Source organism: Aquimarina sp. KJ22-3, assembly GCF_055808215.1.
On record NZ_CM147859.1, the window covers coordinates 4,301,526 to 4,317,597 of the forward strand.

A 16,072-nucleotide genomic window follows, 5' to 3' on the forward strand; every position below is an offset into this window, starting at 1 on the left:
TTAACGTTAATTGTTATATTGCAAGCCCTAATTTCTACTTTAACGAACTTAAGATTATGAAAAACGCGTTTATTTTTAAGTCGCTAATGGCACTTTCCGTTAGTGTTTTATTGTTTAGTTGCTCGAAGAACGATTATGGGAGTAGTTCTAGAGCCACTGGTTGGAAATACAATTCCAAGGAAGGTGGTTTTCAGGTAGCAACAAACTACAAAGAACAAGAAACAGGACCTGGTTTAGTATTTATCGAAGGAGGTACTTTTACTATGGGACGAGTACAGGATGATGTTATGCACGATTGGAATAACACCCCTACGCAACAGCACGTTCAATCTTTTTACATGGATGAAACCGAGGTAACCAACATCATGTATTTGGAATACCTAGATTGGTTAAAAGGTGTTTATCCTCCAACTGAACCAAAATATAGAAACATATATTACGGGGCTCTTCCAGACACCTTGGTATGGAGAAATCGTTTAGGATTCAATGAAATGATGACTAACAATTACCTTCGTCACCCTGCATATGCAGATTATCCTGTAGTAGGTGTTAACTGGATTCAAGCAGTTGAATTTAGTAACTGGAGAACTAACCGTGTTAATGAAAGAATTCTTGAAGAAGAAGGTGTAATTAGAGAAAATGCACCATTTGAGGATGTTTCTGCAGAAAGTACTTTCGACACTGAAACATATCTTAATGCTCCTTCTCAAACATATGGAGGTAACGATGAAGCTATTCGTGGTGGAAGAGCCTCAGAAAGATACGCAAAAGATAACGATTCCACCGGTCTATACATTCAACGTAAGGATGGTCTTCTATTACCAAAGTATAGACTACCAACAGAAGCAGAGTGGGAATACGCTGCCTTAGGTTTAGTAGAAATCAGAAGTTATAACATTTATAGAGGTAGAAAAAAATATCCATGGAATGGAAAATACACGCGTTCTGGAAAAAGAAGAACTCGTGGGGACCAATTGGCTAACTTCAAGCAAGGTGATGGTGATTATGGTGGAATAGCTGGTTGGAGTGATGACGGTGCTGATATTACAGCTCCTGTTAAATCTTATGATCCAAACGACTATGGTTTATATGATATGGCTGGTAACGTAGCAGAATGGGTTGCTGATGTATACAGACCAATTGTAGACGATGAGTACAATGATTTTAACTACTATAGAGGTAATGTATATACTAAAAATGCTATCAACCCTGACGGAACAGTAAAAATCGTAATGACAGACTCTATTGTATACGATACATTGAGTAATGGTAGAATTATCTCAAGAGTGTTACCAGGAGGTATTCTTCAGGTGCCTATCACCGATGAAGACACTTATATGAGAACTAACTTTACAGAAAGTGACAACAGAAACTATAGAGATGGTGATAAAAGCTCTTCTAGATATTTTGAAGGATACCAAGATGAAAACCTTCCAAATAGAAGAATGTACAATGCGCCAATTCATTATGTAGGGCCAGACGCACAAGATAGTACTAAACTAGAAAGAAGATATGATGAGTCTAGTAAAAGAACAACCATTGTAGACGACAATGTACGTGTATACAAAGGTGGATCTTGGAAAGACAGAGCATATTGGTTAGACCCTGCACAAAGAAGATTCCTTCCACAAGATATGGCAACTGATTACATCGGTTTCAGAAATGCAATGTCTAGAGTAGGAACAAAAGCAAAAAGAAAGAAAACTCCTCGTCACCAAAAACCAAGAGGATAATATAGAAGTATATTAAAGTTCGTTATATTGAAAAAGCCCTGGCAAAGTACTTGTACAGGGCTTTTTACTATACTAAACTAAAGTATTTATGAAAATTTCAACCCTACATGAGCTGTTTTTACAAAGTGATGGTATCTCAACAGATACTCGAAAAATCAAAAACAACACTATCTTTTTTGCTCTAAAAGGAGGGAATTTTGACGGTAACTCTTATGCAAATGAAGCCTTATCAAAAGGAGCTTCTTATGCGGTAATAGATGACTCCAACTACAAAGTTTCAGAAAAACATATCTTAGTACATGATGTTTTAGAAACTTTGCAGCATCTAGCTACTTATCATAGGGAATATCTGGGAATACCCATTATTGCACTAACCGGTAGTAATGGAAAAACAACCACCAAAGAACTGATTGCTATTGTACTCTCTACTACTTTCAACACAAAAGCCACAGAAGGAAATTTGAACAACCACATTGGTGTTCCTTTAACGCTTTTATCGATGAACAAGCAAACCGAAATAGGTGTAGTCGAAATGGGAGCTAATCACCAGGGTGAGATAGCAACCCTATCAGAGATTGCCAAACCCGATTACGGATATATTACCAATATAGGAAAGGCCCATCTAGAAGGTTTTGGAGGTATAGAAGGCGTACTTAAAGGAAAAACAGAGCTCTATAGGCATCTAAAAAAACACGACAAACAGATTTTCCTAAATATTGACGATCCCAAACTAGTTAATGCCGCTGCAGGTATGAACACCTTTAGCTTTTCTAAAAATGACGATTGCAACGTTCAAATTCAATTTGAAAAGGCAGCACCGGATGTAGTGGTTTCTTATCAACAACAAGAGATTAAAAGTAATTTAGTTGGATCCTATAATTTTACCAATATTGCAGCTGCCATTACCATAGGGCACTATTTTAAAATTAGTACCGAAAAAATTAAGACAGCGATAGAATCCTATATCCCTACCAATAACAGATCACAGGTGATAAAAAGGAGTAATTATACGATTATTCTTGATGCTTATAATGCCAATCCTACAAGTATGGAAGCAGCAATCCATAATTTTGATCAATTTGAAGGAGGTATCAAGCTTGTCTTTTTGGGGGATATGTTTGAACTGGGTACTGAAGCAAAAATCGAACATCAACGAATTTCAGATTTAATTACCAACACTTCTACTGATAGAATTTATTTAATCGGCAGCAATTTCTATAAGACAAAGGGTACGGATACTCGTGTACAAAGGTTTGAAAATTTTGAAGATTTTTCGAATCATTTAGATATCCCAAATAGCAACGCACACATTCTAATCAAAGGCTCGAGAGGGATGCAACTTGAACGGATTTTGGATCTTCTTTAATTCACTTCCTTCATCAATTGGTTTTTTACCGCTATCTCTAAGTTATCTATAGAGGTATTCATAGATTTTCTAAACGCTTTTTTGAGCACCAAAGAAATCAATAACCTCTTGAAAATCGACCTCGCTTTGGGGTACATTTCTACCCTTAATTTACAGCTAGTGTTCGAAATGGGAGTAATAATAAAAAACTGGTATAGCTCATCAATTGGCACATCATTAGTGCGTTCTCCATAGACAATTTCATCCGCCTCAGCTTTTTTGGTTACCGCTGTAAAATTGAGCCTTTTGCCATCAATTACACAAACATGTTCTGTGCCTAATCGGGTAATTTCATCAGGATTATATTCAAATTTATCGACTCCTTTTGCCCAATAATGTCGATACCCATAATTCGTAATATATTCCAATAATTCGGGAGCAGGAATCATAAAATTACGTTCAAGTACAATACAAGACTCGCATTTAAGATCAACTTCTTCTGGGATCGCAAAGGACTTTAATTTTAGCTTTTCTTTGTCTATTTCTGAAAACAAATACCCAATATTTTGATCGTCATAACGATCGTTACCCTCATTAAAGCTATATAGCTTACTTTGATATGATTCTGTGAGCCCCACCATTTCGCAAACCGAATTGCTTATTAGCGCATAGTTATCGCTAGGAATTGAGTTTTTAAGTAAACGGTGTGCTTCAATCACAAATTGGCCAAACGGTTTTCTTTTTCCTTGAACGGTAATGAATTGTAACTCTCCTGAATGCACCACAATTTTCAATTGAAGATTTGGAGCGGTAGCACAGGCATTGCAAGGGCAAATTCGATTTTTTCTAGCAGTTTCAAATGACTATAAAATGCAGTAAACATAGTTTCTATCTGCGCCAATAGCTTTTCTTGCGAAGGAATTTCATTTACTTTATAAAAAAACAAGGCATCTCCTTCTACCTCTGCCAATTTAAGATTCTGTGTGTTTGCATTAATAAGAACTTCCAATAATTCGGATATCACATGTTGGCTATGTTCTGCCTCGGTATTTTGAATAAAATGTGTAAACCCCGAAATATCTGGTATAAACAATAATGATTGTGCCATCTACTATATATTCTTACAATTTTGCCTACTAGCAATATACAAATCCTGGTGTATCCTTTACCGTTCTTAGGTTTTATTTAACCATTGCTGGTGCACAAAATCAATATATATTTTTGGCATATATCAATTCTTCTATTCAATTTTTTGAAGCACTGGATTAAAAGCTTTTGAAGCTACTAATACTTTGTCTCCAATTTTCATGGTTTTAATTTCCTCTTTATCAGCAATAACCTTCACAAAATTCACCCCCACTAATACGGTCACGATACAAATTATTTCCTGTTCTAAAATTTCAACAACTTCTCCAGAAAATTGGAATTTACCACTTAACTTTTGATTGGCAAACACCTCCATGGGTTTTCCGTTTTTCGCAATGCGTCCATTCTCAATCATAAAGACACGATCACACATTTTTATGACTTCGCTCACTTCATGACTAATCAATAGAGTGGTTAAATTGAACTGTTTATGGACTTTAAGAATATAATCCTGCAGTTTAGCTCTCATTTTGGCATCTAGCGCAGAGAGCGGTTCATCCAGCATCAAAATTGTTGGTTTACGCACCAAAGCTCTAGCCAAAGCCACTCGTTGTTTTTGTCCGCCCGACAATTTTTCAGGTTTACGATGTTGCAGATCTTCTAATTCAATAATTTGAATCAATTCTTCTACAGTTTGAGGATCTTGATTCTTTTCTAATGCAAAAAGTAAATTTTCTTTTACCGACATATTCGGGAATAAGGCATAATCCTGAAAAACAAAACCAATTTTTCTTTCCTGAGGTTTGCGATCAACCTTCATCTCACTATCGAACCATTTTTCTTGATTTACTATGATTTGTCCTGCATCAGGACGCATTAAGCCAGCAATGATACGAAGTATCGATGTTTTTCCTGCTCCAGAAGCTCCAAATAACGTAACAAACGAGCCCTGTTCAATGGTAAAATCCACATCAAGCAGCATCTCACTCATAGCTCCTTGTAGCTTTTTTTGTATGTTGACATGAATCATTTCCAAAATCTTTTTAAATATCCACCATTCCCTAAATAAACGACCAGCAAAATACAGAATGCAATAGCAAACAAAATCAGCGAATAAATGTTCGCCGCTTCATAATTTAGTGCTTCTACTTCTTCGTAAATTGCTATCGAAGCCACTTTAGTCTTTTGAGGGATGCTGCCACCTATCATCAGTACCACACCAAACTCACCAATAGTATGCGCAAAGGATAATACAATACCTGTGAGTAATGAGGTTTTTATATTGGGAAGAAGTACTTTAAAAAGTGTAGTGAGTTTTGATTTCCCCAGTACATAAGAGGCTTCTGTCAGCGACGAACTAAGTCCTGAAAGACCCGATTGTATGGGGTGGACCATAAATGGAAGGCTATACATCATGGAAGCCAACACCAAACCAGGAAAAGAGAAAATAAATTGAACCCCTAAATACTCTTGTATCCACCCTCCTAACCAACTGTTGGGGCTAAAAACAACCAAAAGATAAAATCCAAGCACGGTTGGAGGTAATACCAAAGGCATACTCACCAATGTTTCTACAACAGGTTTGATTTTGGACTTTGTGTAAGCCAACCAATACGATAAAGGTATCGATAAGATAAAAAGCAAAAATGTTGTAATTAATGCCAGTTTAAATGTTAATATCAAAGGTTGCCAATCTATCATTCTGATAACATAATTTCTGATGCTTTTATCAACGCTGTAACCCTATCTCCTGTTTTAAATTGCAACTGATCTTGCATCATTCTGGTAATTAACGCGGTAATTTTGGCTACAGCTACATCGATGGTGATTTTGCATAAAATTGCTCCTTCCTGTACCGTCAAAACTTGTCCTACCATAGTATTTGGGATACTAGTAGTGTTTTTATCGGTTTTAGTCAATATAGTTTCCGTTTCCTTAAAAATCAGCTTCACTGTATTGCCCACACCAAGGTATGTCGCTTCATCTTCGGTTTCTATAATTAGCACATGAAATACTGTGGTATCTAAGTTGACACTTATCAAAGATATTCCGTCATTATTTTTAATAGTACTAATCGTTCCTTTTAAGCTATTCATTCCTCATTATTTACAGCGTAACCAGATCTTTCTAAAATTGTTTTGGCAGTATTGGTAAAGAAAAATTCCTGAAATCTTTTGGCTTTTTTCTCTTTATCTCCTTTTTGCTTAATTACCACCAACGCTTGGGAAATCGGCAAATAGTCTCTTTGATCTACAGCAATCCAACTCCCTACATCCTTAACTTTATCTGATAAAACTACAGATTTTGAAGTAAAACCTACTTCTGCAGCTCCAGAAATAACAAATTGATTAGTTTGTAGAATACTTTCTCCAAAAACCAGTTTATCCTTGACCTCATCATAAACTCCCATTTTTTTTAGAGCCTCGACACTTGCCCTACCATAAGGTGCTAATTTGGGATTGGCAATGGCAATATGACCTATTTCTTGATTTTTTAGTAGCTGAGGCAGAGGCACTGTATCACGCCATCTGGACCACACGACCAACTTCCCATATCCATAAATTTTTGGTGCTGATATTGTATACCCCTCTTTAAATAATTGATTGGGGTAACTGGTGTCTGCAGAGACAAAAACATCGAATGGAGCTCCTTCTTTGATTTGCGCAGTAAGTTTACCTGAAGAACCTATAATTACCTGGCACCCTATTCCTGTATGTTCTGTAAAAGCGGCAACCAAATCATCAATAGCAAATTGCATATTTGCAGAAACAGCAATACGTAAATCCTCTGTTTTTTGCTGAACACAAGCAGTACTAAAAACAAGGATATACATACTTAAAACTATTCTCTTTATCATTCTGGCAAGCACTTTTATACAAATTAAAGGAAATAATATTCGTTTATCACAAAAAAAGGGAGAGCCTATCACTAGACCCTCCCTCAAAAAAACTAAAAACAGATATTTTCTAATTTTGATTTATTATGGATACACAATTATCCTCACCATTGTAAATTACAGATTTACATAAAAATGTTGGACCAATAGACCCTCCTTTAATATGTTCCATATTCGCCCTAGTGATAGTTACTTTTTTTAGCTCTAAACTTTTTTTACCTTTTTTTTCATGATTTTAATAATTTTTATGTTTCTATCTAAATGTTCTCTAATTCAAAAAATGTTATGGTTACCTACAAATAATATATTCCCTAATGATTCAAGCATTGCTAATACTCCGGCAATACCATTTTCCACGATTATTCTGTACTTGATATCACTTTAAAGCTGGGAAAACATTGATAATAACCGGTATGATTTTTTGAATAACTTAATCCAGATTTACTAGCTGTCCAAATGATGATACAGCTACATTTACTTCTGGATTCCCTTTGTACGATAATCTAGAAACCCAGGATACCGAGCCTGATAAATTTGATGTACAGAAGATGGACATTTGACTTGCAGAAGATACTGTTGCATTACATTCTGACACCACAAATCCTAAGCCTTCTAAACTTGCCGCATCTGAAACCACAGCGTCTAATGTATTGGCTGACCCGGAAATATCAAAACTTGCACCATTAGAAAGGTGTAGGCTTAAATGAGGAAGGTTTTCAAAACCGGATAAGGTTCCACTGCTCCCTTCATCCATGGTAATTTCTGATACACTTGGAAGATTAATTTCAATGCGTAGTTCATCTACTTCTACAGATCCTGTTACCCGAGCTGTCAATGTACCGTTTGAGACTGTAGTCGAAACATTTGGTAAAGCAGCTTCATCTGTAAATACTTGTACAGACTGAGTATTACCTTTATTTACTACTATTTCAATACCATCTGCAACGTCGATTTTATCAAACGTATTTAAGTTTCTGATTTCACTTTTGGGATTTTCGGAATCTGGTATGATGATTACGTCATCATTGGTTTGATCACAGGATACAAACAAACAGGTTGTAATAAGCACAAATAGTGCATTTAGGTTTTTCATTGTATTGGTTTTAAGAGTTTAATTAAAAAATTAATTGATTTTCTGGATGCTGGTATTACCGATTAATATTTCTTTTTGAACTGTTGCATTTCCTTTATATCTAATTCTACTTTCGCCATAAGCAGAAACCGTAATTAGTTTTGAAACGTTTAACTGAAAATCACCTCCACCATAAGCGGTGATATCGGTGGTTTGATTATCCACCTCGAGGGTATTGATCTCACTCTCTCCGTAAGCAGTATAATTTTGGTTGGTTATCGAACCTTTTTTCACCTCAAGGTATCCTTCTCCATACACAGAAGCCTCCATGGTATTCAATTTAGTTTCGTTGAGAAGCACACGTGATGCTCCGAAAATATCTAGACTAAAATTATTTCGTTCTACCGGGCTTGCAAAAACAAAAGTTTCATCACCCTTTACCGAAAGTTTATTCAGGTCCTTGTAGGTGACTACTGCCTTAACCACGGTGCCCTCGTATAATGGCCGTTTTCTTTTCTTGTATTTTTTGTATTCTTTCCCAGATTCTAAAAACATTTTCTCGCCTTCGAGATAAATGCTTAGTTTTTTCTTCTTGACTTTAACGTTTAGTTTTTCCATGGGCACGCTAATCTCTTCGATGTAAATAGATTCTTTATCTCCTTTTTTGAAAGTTACTTCGATATGAGAACTAACTAATACCTCATCAAAACGATCCACAGCTATGTTTTTGGACTGTGCTAACACAACTTCGGTGCTGAAAAAAGAAAAATTGATCAGAATGATCGCTAGTATTTTTTCTTTCACCACATTTTTGGTCTTTTTCTTACAATGAATTTCTTGCATGATTTTGAGTTTTAAAATAAATAATTTGTTTTTTGGATTATACGTAGCAATCGGGTAATGATTGCAAATTAAGAACGGGTTTCAAATACGCTTTGTGTATACCTATACCACATATTGCTGTGGACATGTATCAAATAATCTATCGTTCAAAAACTTAAGCGCATTTATTTTATCTTTTGTATCGATTAAAATTGAAATACTATCATTACTCCCTCCATAAGAAATCATTCGTAAAGGGATATAATTTAAAAGGTCAAAAATTTTGGAGGAACTTTTATCTTCAATTACCGACTCGCCAACAATACATATGATACTTGAAGATGGATTGACTACAACATTAGAAAACGTATTCAGCTCTTCAACAATAGTATCCAAATGCTTTTCGCTATCAATTGTCAAAGAAATTTCGACTTCGGATGTAGTGATCATATCAATAGAAGTCTCGTACTTATCAAAAATATCAAATATTCTCTTAAAATATCCATGAGGCATTAACAATCTATTGGATTTAATATTGATTGTAGTAATCCCATCTTTTGCCGAAATAGCTTTTAATCCCCTTTGTAGAGTATGATCAGAAATCAGAGTCCCGAAAGCTTCTGGCTCGAATGTATTTTTGATCCAAACGGGTATCTGTTTTTCTTTAACTGGCGATACGGTTTGCGGATGCAGGATTTTTGCTCCAAAATATGCCAATTCTGAAGCTTCCTTATAGGTTATATGTGAGATAGGGTACGTATTGGATACATATCTAGGGTCATTATTATGAAGTCCATCAATATCGGTCCAAATCTGTACTTCTGAGGCGTTTTGTGCCGCAGCAATAATCGTTGCACTATAATCACTCCCTCCTCTTTTAAGATGACTAATTTTATTATTTACTGTCTTGCAGATAAAACCTTGTGTGATATAAACATTTGATGAAGTTTTATCTTTTAGAACGCCTTTTAACCTTTTGGAAACCTTATCAACGTTTGGACTTTCGACACTGTCTACGTGCATAAAATCCTTTGCGTCTAACCACATATTTTTAACTCCATTTTCATTCAAAAACTCTGAAAAAATTCGAGTCAAAATAAACTCTCCAGAGGTAATAATCCTTGATCGAATACTCTCGGAAAATGTCTCATTTGACAATTCGAAGATTTCTGAAAAAGCCTCTGACAAATAGTTTCTAAGATTGTCTTGAATTACTTGATTTTCTATCAAACATTCTATCACCCCAACATGTTTCTGTTGTAAGAAATAGATATGTCTGGAGATGGCATCAAAATCCTTATTTTTAATACTCTCTGCTAGTGTTATTAGCTGATCCGTTACTCCCGACATTGCCGAACATACTACTATCTTTTGGGTATTCTCTTTTTGAAGAATATCCTTGATTTTATATAAATTTTCTACAGAACCTACAGAGGTTCCCCCAAACTTTAGCACTTTCATAATTAACAATTTTCGTTTATAATTAATTGATTATATACAGAGTTATCATGAAACTAAGTGTTTCTTATCCTAACTCTAATTTTTTTCAGCTTCCGTAAAACAAGCTTGAAAAGAAGAAAATATAGAAGTGTATAGATCATAAATCCGTCTACAGCACTCACAGAAGGTCTTTGCCAGTTAAATACCCAATCTTTGATAAATTGTATGAAGTCTACCGGAAAATGAAGGAATGCATAAAAATCATTGATCAGAAGTACCGCTATAAAAACGAAAATGTAGCTCATACTTACTAATGCATATAAAGCCAGCAGTACATTTTCTTTTTTAAAATCAAAGCGTTCTTTGCCAGATACCCAACCAAAAAACTTTAGCAAACATTGATTGGAGCGTTCCCGAAGATTATGAACCCCGGTAAAATCCGAAAGAATCCAATACCCATCTGTTCTGAATAGAGGATTTAAATTGAAACAGACACTTATGATCCCTAACATATACATCAAAGCCAAAAACTCGACCTTCCCGAAAACCAAAAACAATATTCCGAATAAGAGAGCGATTAATATCTGTATGTATAACCCACCCAGATTTACGACAATTCTTTCTTTTCTTTTTAGTTTCCAAATATTGGATACGTCGGCATACATTACGGGAGATAGCAGGTAAAAACCAAAACCTATATCACCATGATCAACTTTGTAATAATCACACGCCGCAATATGCCCGAATTCGTGCATAAAAATGGTGATCGCACTTACAAATACCATAAAAGGTACATTCAGATCTTTTTTTCCTGCCATAATTCCTTCAATGATCACATCATAATGTACCACTCCAATAAGAGCAATAGAAAAAAGTGATAAAATCAAAGCTGGATAAAACAATGATCTTGAAAAAAGAGGAACCATCTGTTTGATCAATGGTTTGATCCATTCTTTTTTAAGTACGGTAAAACTTAACTTCAAATAGTCCGGTTTTCCCACCTGTGTATACTCAAAATCATCATTTTCGATAATATGGTACCTCCCTAATTTTTTGAACAACAACTCATACACCTTTGTGGCACTAAGTTCTTTTCCAAATGTTTCTGAAAACGAAGAAGATATCTGCTCAATATTCTTTTTCCCATCAATCATATCCAACACATCAACCACAAGTTGATTTACTTTGAGATTGTATTGAAGTTTTTTGTGTACAATCAAATATCCCGGACCATCATAAGGTAAAATATCTATATCTTGAGATTTTACCGGTATAATCTCTATAATACTGCTCATCTTTCTTTCTATTAATTGATTTGTATATCCCCTTTGGTTGCTTAGCAAGAGCTAGGCGCCAACTGCTCTATTTCCTTTTTGAACAAGTTTTTATTGCTGAAAACCTTCCAATGCAGTGACACAAGTGGTTGTTGTAAATAATCGATGAAAATCTGGCAAGATAATGTTGGTCCCTTTATCTCCTTTTTGCCAAAAAATTTCTTTACTGTTGGGATCCACTTCTTGCGGATGAGGAATCCTTAGCGCATAACTTTCGGGCCAGGAACCATCTTCTAACTGACTGGATACGATCACATTTACTAACACTTCTGACAGATCATCATATTTATCTTGTAAATACTCTGAATGATTAAGTGTATCCAATACTAAACCTAGATAAAAGAAATTGTTTTGGTCTATCAATGTTTGATATTGATGACTATCCAAATACGTTTCAATTTTTGAAATAACTATCGCAAATAATTCATGATCTTCATGATGCAAAGCTCCTTTTATAATCAGATTATAGGCATAAACATTCTCTGTCCACCAATATGAATATGTCGCTGTATCTTTCTGTAAATTTTTAATCAAGTACTCTCTTAAAGCGGTAAAACTGGTACTATTTGGTCTTGTTTTACAAAGAAGCAGATATGCTGCTGCACTTACACAGAAATGTGACTGCACCCATCCACCTACATCTTCTATCACTTCAGAATTAAGAGAAGTGATAACTTCATCTTTGTTATTATAGGTGGCAAAACCGCCGTCACTATTTTGATAAGAAAGCCATACATCCAAAGTTTGATCACAAATGGCTACTCCGTTATTTAGCAAACCCAACATTGCAAAAGTGGAGCTATCAGCATCAGAAATCCATGTCCTGTTATATCCCCAAAGTGAGTCTGTGTTCTTATGTTCTTGCAGGAATGCAACTGCTTGATCAAAAGCTATATTTTCATTTTTTGCAATTTGTTCATTCAACTGGGATAGGATATAGGCCGTAGACCAAACGTCACTAACTCCGGCATCGTTAAAGAAATCATTCCAATTCCCTTCAATCTTATCCTGATTTTTCTTGATAAAACTAACTGCAGATGCTAGTGCAGTGTCTAGCGAATTGCTACTTTTTTTGAGGTTAGAAAAGCTTTGTTTTGCACAAAACACTTTGATAAAACCATCTACATTAAGCTGATGAATTGTAATAGTATTATACAATTTTTGTAACTCGTAGTTCCATGGATCCACATCGTATCCTCTCACATATTCTTGAGCTCTTTCTAAATATTGAAGCGCTTTATTATATAATGCGTCTGCTATATTTTCTAAATAGAGTAATTTCTTTAAGTCACTTACAGAACTATTGGCTACTTTTTCTTTACCCAGGTGTTTCTCTAACTCGAAAAGAGCTATATTGAACTGCTTGTTTTCATAATCTTCGACAAAATCATTAATGTCATCTTCAATTTGAAAAGCAGCGTAATACAGTTTATGAGACGCTAATATGTTGGTGTATACTTCTTCATCTTTTGAATCTGACAAATGGAATAAAGCATCTACTGCTACCTTCCCAAAGGCACATTTAAAATCCGCTAATTGTTCAAAATCTTCAAAGGATTGTACACTATGGGATTTTTGATCGATCTCATATGCTTTAATATATTCTAGTTTTCTTCCGTTCCAGAATTTCCAAAACTCATGAGAAGACGGAAACAGATCAGACAATAGTTTCATCGCCTCTTCTTTACATACATCCGATATTAAATAATTTTCGAATAAATTTTGGGGTTGTTTCGTATCAAACATTCGATCCAACACAATAACGGCTTTGTAATACAAAAAACCTGCTATCGAAAGCTGATCCAAAACTTCTTGATCATAGATTTGAAAGGCATTACTGAATAAATAAGGATAGTATGTATAATATAAGGGATTATTCTCTATGAAATTTTTATCCGCAATCCCAGGTGCAAACACCTTAGGTAAATGTTTTTCTTCAATAAAATTGTTTAGTTTAGAAATAAAATCATTTGCTTGGCTGATTGATCTCTGTTGCTGTATCTCTGTCTGTATCATTACTCTACTTTTATTTATTCAGTTTTGCACTTTACTTTTAATGTTATAATATCGTTTAGATTTTTATTATCGAATGATCAGATCTGAATCCTGGTCACAAAGGTGAAGTGGTGCATGACATACATCCGAATGCGGAGACCATCTTCCCATTTCTAGACGTTGTTCTAATTGTTCTACTTCAAATTCTCCTATACCTATATTCCTATTTTTCATCATTAAAAAGTTAAAAATTTCACTTGTGCTATAAAGCACTTTTGACTATTTGGGGTCTATAGATTACAACAAAATAGAATGAAAAGGTTAGATATAATTAGAGTGTTACAAACTCCTCTAACCTTATCATTACTATTATTTACTTAACCTACATCAGTTGCTTATTCAATCTCTTTCGGTTTTGGTTTCCCTACATCATCCAACTCATCTGGATCGGGCAAATCCCAATCTCTCATTTCAAGACGTTGTTCTAATTGCTCTACTTCGAACTCTACTAAGTTCACTTGTGTTTTTTTCATCATTAAAAAGTTTAAAATTTTGCCTACTCTCTTTTTAGAAGGATTTTCGGCAACCTCCTATTCAATCGGCGGTAATACAATCTATTCAAGAAGTTATATTTGATACTATTTGATCAATTCTCTCACGTCTTGTTTATTCAATTTCCTTAGGTTTTGGTTTCCCTACATCATCCAACTCATCTGGATCTGGCAGATCCCAATCTCTCATCTCAAGACGTTGTTCCAATTGTTCTACTTCGAATTCTTCCAAGTTTACATGTTTGTTTTTCATTGTTAAAAATTTAAAATTCACCTACTCTTTACAGGATTTTCGGTTACCTCCTTACTCATTTTCTATGCTATCAACATTGTAGAATAGCGGTAGTGTTCGACATGCTTAAATGACACATCGAACAGCCTTAGTTTCAAAAAGTATTAGATGGTTTCTCTGGTATTTCTAAAGCAGTATACCTAAAGAAAAAAGCGTTAAAAACCTCGAAATCAAACGTGCAAGCACTCTATGCTAATTCGGTTTGCTGGTTTCTTAAAAACTAATGAACAGAAATTGTTATCTAGTTTGAAGTGGTTGGTTTGCCATTGTTCATTCTCATATTCTAGTGATTCTTCATCAACTTTGATGGTTAGAAAATCAATTCCTAACCCTCTCCCAATGGCTTTGGCCAAGGCTTCTTTTTTGGTCCAAATCTCATAGAATTTATAGATGCCTTTTGATCGTATAGCTCCCATTTCTTTGTCAGAAAATACACTTTCGAAATACTTCAGATCAATCTCGCGCACTGTCTCTACATCGACTCCTATTTTGTCGGTACTAAAAGCGCACAAGACTGCATTATTTGTGTGAGAGATGTTGAATTCGAAATTACTCCCTATGATATAGGGTTTTCCGAATTCATCTCTTTTCAAAGAATTAAAATCCAGTTCTTTTTTCTCTATTTGACTATACCCAATGTATAACAGAATTTTTCCTACCAGACAATTCTGTTTATCCTTCAATTTTCTGTATTTCAACACCTCTTTTTGTAAATGAATTGGCAAATAGTTCAAATATCTGTTAAAGACATTTTCGGCTATTGGTTCATCCAAAATACTGTAGAGAACATAGATGTTTGTGTTTCCATTAGTGGTATTGAAAAAACTCTTTGACAAGGGACTTTGTAATATATTCTCCATGATTGTAAATAAAAAAGTGATCTCCTTTTAATTCGTGAATAGTAACTGGTCTGTTAGACTCCTCCTTCCATTTATCGATGTCTCCGAGATCTTTAAGCTCTTGATCTCCATAGAAAACATCGATAGGTATGTTCAATTGCAAATTTTCTTTGTATGTATATCCTTCTACGACCTTGAAATCGGCTCTGAGAATTGGTTCAAAGAGTTCCTTTAAGGAAGGTTCCTCCATAAACCCAGAGGGCATTCCGTTTAAGGCAATTACTTCTTGCCAAAAAGAATGAACCGGTAAATCGGATATGTTTCTTTTTTTCTTTCTACAGAAGGTGCCGAACGACCCGAGACCATAAGTTTCAACGGTCTATTTAGTCCTTCGTCTTCTATTTTTTTACAGAGTAAGGTAGCCACCAAAGCCCCCATACTATGTCCGTAGACGATATAATCACCATGTTGAATTAATTGACAAACATTGGAAAATGCATCTTCAACTATTTCGTGAATATCGTATAATAAAGACTCTTGAATTCTTGTTCCTCTACCTGGGTAATCCAGGGTAATCAGCTCAATTTCTTTGGGAACAAACCTTCTTAAAAAAGACAATGAGTGTTTGTTCCCCCTGCAAAGGGAAATGCTAGTATTTTCATAATGT

General features: G+C 35.0%; 17 protein-coding genes and 1 pseudogene. 2 read left to right on the plus strand and 16 right to left on the minus strand.

The genetic code is table 11. The features are described from left to right. The first annotated feature begins 56 nt into the window (after window positions 1-56). The gene (gene gldJ, locus AC0L3Q_RS19980) at window positions 57-1,733 is read left to right on the plus strand and encodes a gliding motility lipoprotein GldJ (RefSeq protein WP_473282292.1); all 1,677 of its coding nucleotides are present in this window, start codon (window positions 57-59) and stop codon (window positions 1,731-1,733) included. Window positions 1,734-1,821: 88 nt separating this feature from the next. Continuing rightward, on the plus strand, window positions 1,822-3,099 hold the full coding sequence (locus AC0L3Q_RS19985) for a UDP-N-acetylmuramoyl-tripeptide--D-alanyl-D-alanine ligase (protein WP_473282294.1): 1,278 nt from the start codon (window positions 1,822-1,824) through the stop codon (window positions 3,097-3,099). On the opposite strand, the pseudogene AC0L3Q_RS19990 reads toward AC0L3Q_RS19985, so the two are convergent. From AC0L3Q_RS19990 to AC0L3Q_RS20065, 16 genes and pseudogenes are all read right to left on the minus strand, one after another. Then, window positions 3,096-4,186, minus strand: a pseudogene (locus AC0L3Q_RS19990) (DUF2652 domain-containing protein). The gene AC0L3Q_RS19985 and the pseudogene AC0L3Q_RS19990 overlap by 4 nt on opposite strands. Before the next feature lie 132 nt (window positions 4,187-4,318). Next, window positions 4,319-5,194, minus strand: coding sequence for a sulfate/molybdate ABC transporter ATP-binding protein (locus tag AC0L3Q_RS19995; RefSeq protein ID WP_473282296.1), 876 nt, complete (start codon window positions 5,192-5,194; stop codon window positions 4,319-4,321). Then, entirely contained in the window at window positions 5,191-5,862 is a 672-nt protein-coding gene (gene modB, locus AC0L3Q_RS20000; RefSeq protein WP_473286979.1) for a molybdate ABC transporter permease subunit, read from the minus strand. Before modB ends, AC0L3Q_RS19995 begins: the two co-directional genes overlap by 4 nt. Then, on the minus strand, window positions 5,862-6,260 hold the full coding sequence (locus AC0L3Q_RS20005; protein WP_473282298.1) for a TOBE domain-containing protein: 399 nt from the start codon (window positions 6,258-6,260) through the stop codon (window positions 5,862-5,864). The genes modB and AC0L3Q_RS20005 overlap by 1 nt, the downstream gene beginning before the upstream one ends. After that, window positions 6,257-7,021, minus strand: a complete 765-nt coding sequence (gene modA / locus AC0L3Q_RS20010) for a molybdate ABC transporter substrate-binding protein (protein WP_473282300.1) — start codon at window positions 7,019-7,021, stop codon at window positions 6,257-6,259. Before modA ends, AC0L3Q_RS20005 begins: the two co-directional genes overlap by 4 nt. Window positions 7,022-7,490: 469 nt before the next feature. After that, the gene (locus AC0L3Q_RS20015; RefSeq protein ID WP_473282302.1) at window positions 7,491-8,153 is read right to left on the minus strand and encodes a GIN domain-containing protein; all 663 of its coding nucleotides are present in this window, start codon (window positions 8,151-8,153) and stop codon (window positions 7,491-7,493) included. Window positions 8,154-8,183: 30 nt separating this feature from the next. Next, on the minus strand, window positions 8,184-8,975 hold the full coding sequence (locus tag AC0L3Q_RS20020) for a GIN domain-containing protein (protein ID WP_473282304.1): 792 nt from the start codon (window positions 8,973-8,975) through the stop codon (window positions 8,184-8,186). A gap of 102 nt (window positions 8,976-9,077) precedes the next feature. Then, window positions 9,078-10,415, minus strand: a complete 1,338-nt coding sequence (locus AC0L3Q_RS20025) for an aspartate kinase (protein WP_473282306.1) — start codon at window positions 10,413-10,415, stop codon at window positions 9,078-9,080. Window positions 10,416-10,468: 53 nt separating this feature from the next. Continuing rightward, window positions 10,469-11,689 (minus strand): zinc metalloprotease, encoded by a 1,221-nt coding sequence (locus tag AC0L3Q_RS20030; protein WP_473282308.1) that lies wholly within the window; start codon window positions 11,687-11,689, stop codon window positions 10,469-10,471. Between the two features lie 90 nt (window positions 11,690-11,779). Next, window positions 11,780-13,744, minus strand: coding sequence for a hypothetical protein (locus AC0L3Q_RS20035; protein ID WP_473282310.1), 1,965 nt, complete (start codon window positions 13,742-13,744; stop codon window positions 11,780-11,782). A 66-nt stretch (window positions 13,745-13,810) separates the two neighbouring features. After that, window positions 13,811-13,957 (minus strand): hypothetical protein, encoded by a 147-nt coding sequence (locus AC0L3Q_RS20040; RefSeq protein WP_473282312.1) that lies wholly within the window; start codon window positions 13,955-13,957, stop codon window positions 13,811-13,813. Window positions 13,958-14,118: 161 nt separating this feature from the next. Beyond that, window positions 14,119-14,256 (minus strand): hypothetical protein, encoded by a 138-nt coding sequence (locus AC0L3Q_RS20045; RefSeq protein WP_473282314.1) that lies wholly within the window; start codon window positions 14,254-14,256, stop codon window positions 14,119-14,121. A 133-nt stretch (window positions 14,257-14,389) separates the two neighbouring features. Beyond that, window positions 14,390-14,527, minus strand: a complete 138-nt coding sequence (locus AC0L3Q_RS20050; protein WP_473282316.1) for a hypothetical protein — start codon at window positions 14,525-14,527, stop codon at window positions 14,390-14,392. Between the two features lie 209 nt (window positions 14,528-14,736). Further along, window positions 14,737-15,426 carry a 4'-phosphopantetheinyl transferase family protein gene (locus AC0L3Q_RS20055; protein ID WP_473282318.1) on the minus strand — a complete coding sequence of 230 codons (690 nt, stop codon included), beginning with the start codon at window positions 15,424-15,426 and terminating at the stop codon, window positions 14,737-14,739. Then, window positions 15,374-15,670, minus strand: coding sequence for a thioesterase II family protein (locus tag AC0L3Q_RS20060; RefSeq protein ID WP_473282320.1), 297 nt, complete (start codon window positions 15,668-15,670; stop codon window positions 15,374-15,376). The genes AC0L3Q_RS20055 and AC0L3Q_RS20060 overlap by 53 nt, the downstream gene beginning before the upstream one ends. 14 nt (window positions 15,671-15,684) lie before the next feature. Next, window positions 15,685-16,023 carry a thioesterase II family protein gene (locus tag AC0L3Q_RS20065; protein ID WP_473282322.1) on the minus strand — a complete coding sequence of 113 codons (339 nt, stop codon included), beginning with the start codon at window positions 16,021-16,023 and terminating at the stop codon, window positions 15,685-15,687. Window positions 16,024-16,072: the final 49 nt, after the last annotated feature.

Coding starts and splice junctions, on each gene's coding strand:
- gldJ (WP_473282292.1), top strand. CDS start 57: ATGAAAAACGCGTTTATTTTTAAGTCGCTAATGGCACTTTCCGTTAGT.
- AC0L3Q_RS19985 (WP_473282294.1), top strand. CDS start 1,822: ATGAAAATTTCAACCCTACATGAGCTGTTTTTACAAAGTGATGGTATC.
- AC0L3Q_RS19995 (WP_473282296.1), bottom strand. CDS start 5,194: ATGATTCATGTCAACATACAAAAAAAGCTACAAGGAGCTATGAGTGAG.
- AC0L3Q_RS20005 (WP_473282298.1), bottom strand. CDS start 6,260: ATGAATAGCTTAAAAGGAACGATTAGTACTATTAAAAATAATGACGGA.
- modA (WP_473282300.1), bottom strand. CDS start 7,021: ATGATAAAGAGAATAGTTTTAAGTATGTATATCCTTGTTTTTAGTACT.
- AC0L3Q_RS20015 (WP_473282302.1), bottom strand. CDS start 8,153: ATGAAAAACCTAAATGCACTATTTGTGCTTATTACAACCTGTTTGTTT.
- AC0L3Q_RS20020 (WP_473282304.1), bottom strand. CDS start 8,975: ATGCAAGAAATTCATTGTAAGAAAAAGACCAAAAATGTGGTGAAAGAA.
- AC0L3Q_RS20025 (WP_473282306.1), bottom strand. CDS start 10,415: ATGAAAGTGCTAAAGTTTGGGGGAACCTCTGTAGGTTCTGTAGAAAAT.
- AC0L3Q_RS20030 (WP_473282308.1), bottom strand. CDS start 11,689: ATGAGCAGTATTATAGAGATTATACCGGTAAAATCTCAAGATATAGAT.
- AC0L3Q_RS20035 (WP_473282310.1), bottom strand. CDS start 13,744: ATGATACAGACAGAGATACAGCAACAGAGATCAATCAGCCAAGCAAAT.
- AC0L3Q_RS20040 (WP_473282312.1), bottom strand. CDS start 13,957: ATGAAAAATAGGAATATAGGTATAGGAGAATTTGAAGTAGAACAATTA.
- AC0L3Q_RS20045 (WP_473282314.1), bottom strand. CDS start 14,256: ATGAAAAAAACACAAGTGAACTTAGTAGAGTTCGAAGTAGAGCAATTA.
- AC0L3Q_RS20050 (WP_473282316.1), bottom strand. CDS start 14,527: ATGAAAAACAAACATGTAAACTTGGAAGAATTCGAAGTAGAACAATTG.
- AC0L3Q_RS20055 (WP_473282318.1), bottom strand. CDS start 15,426: ATGGAGAATATATTACAAAGTCCCTTGTCAAAGAGTTTTTTCAATACC.
- AC0L3Q_RS20060 (WP_473282320.1), bottom strand. CDS start 15,670: ATGCCCTCTGGGTTTATGGAGGAACCTTCCTTAAAGGAACTCTTTGAA.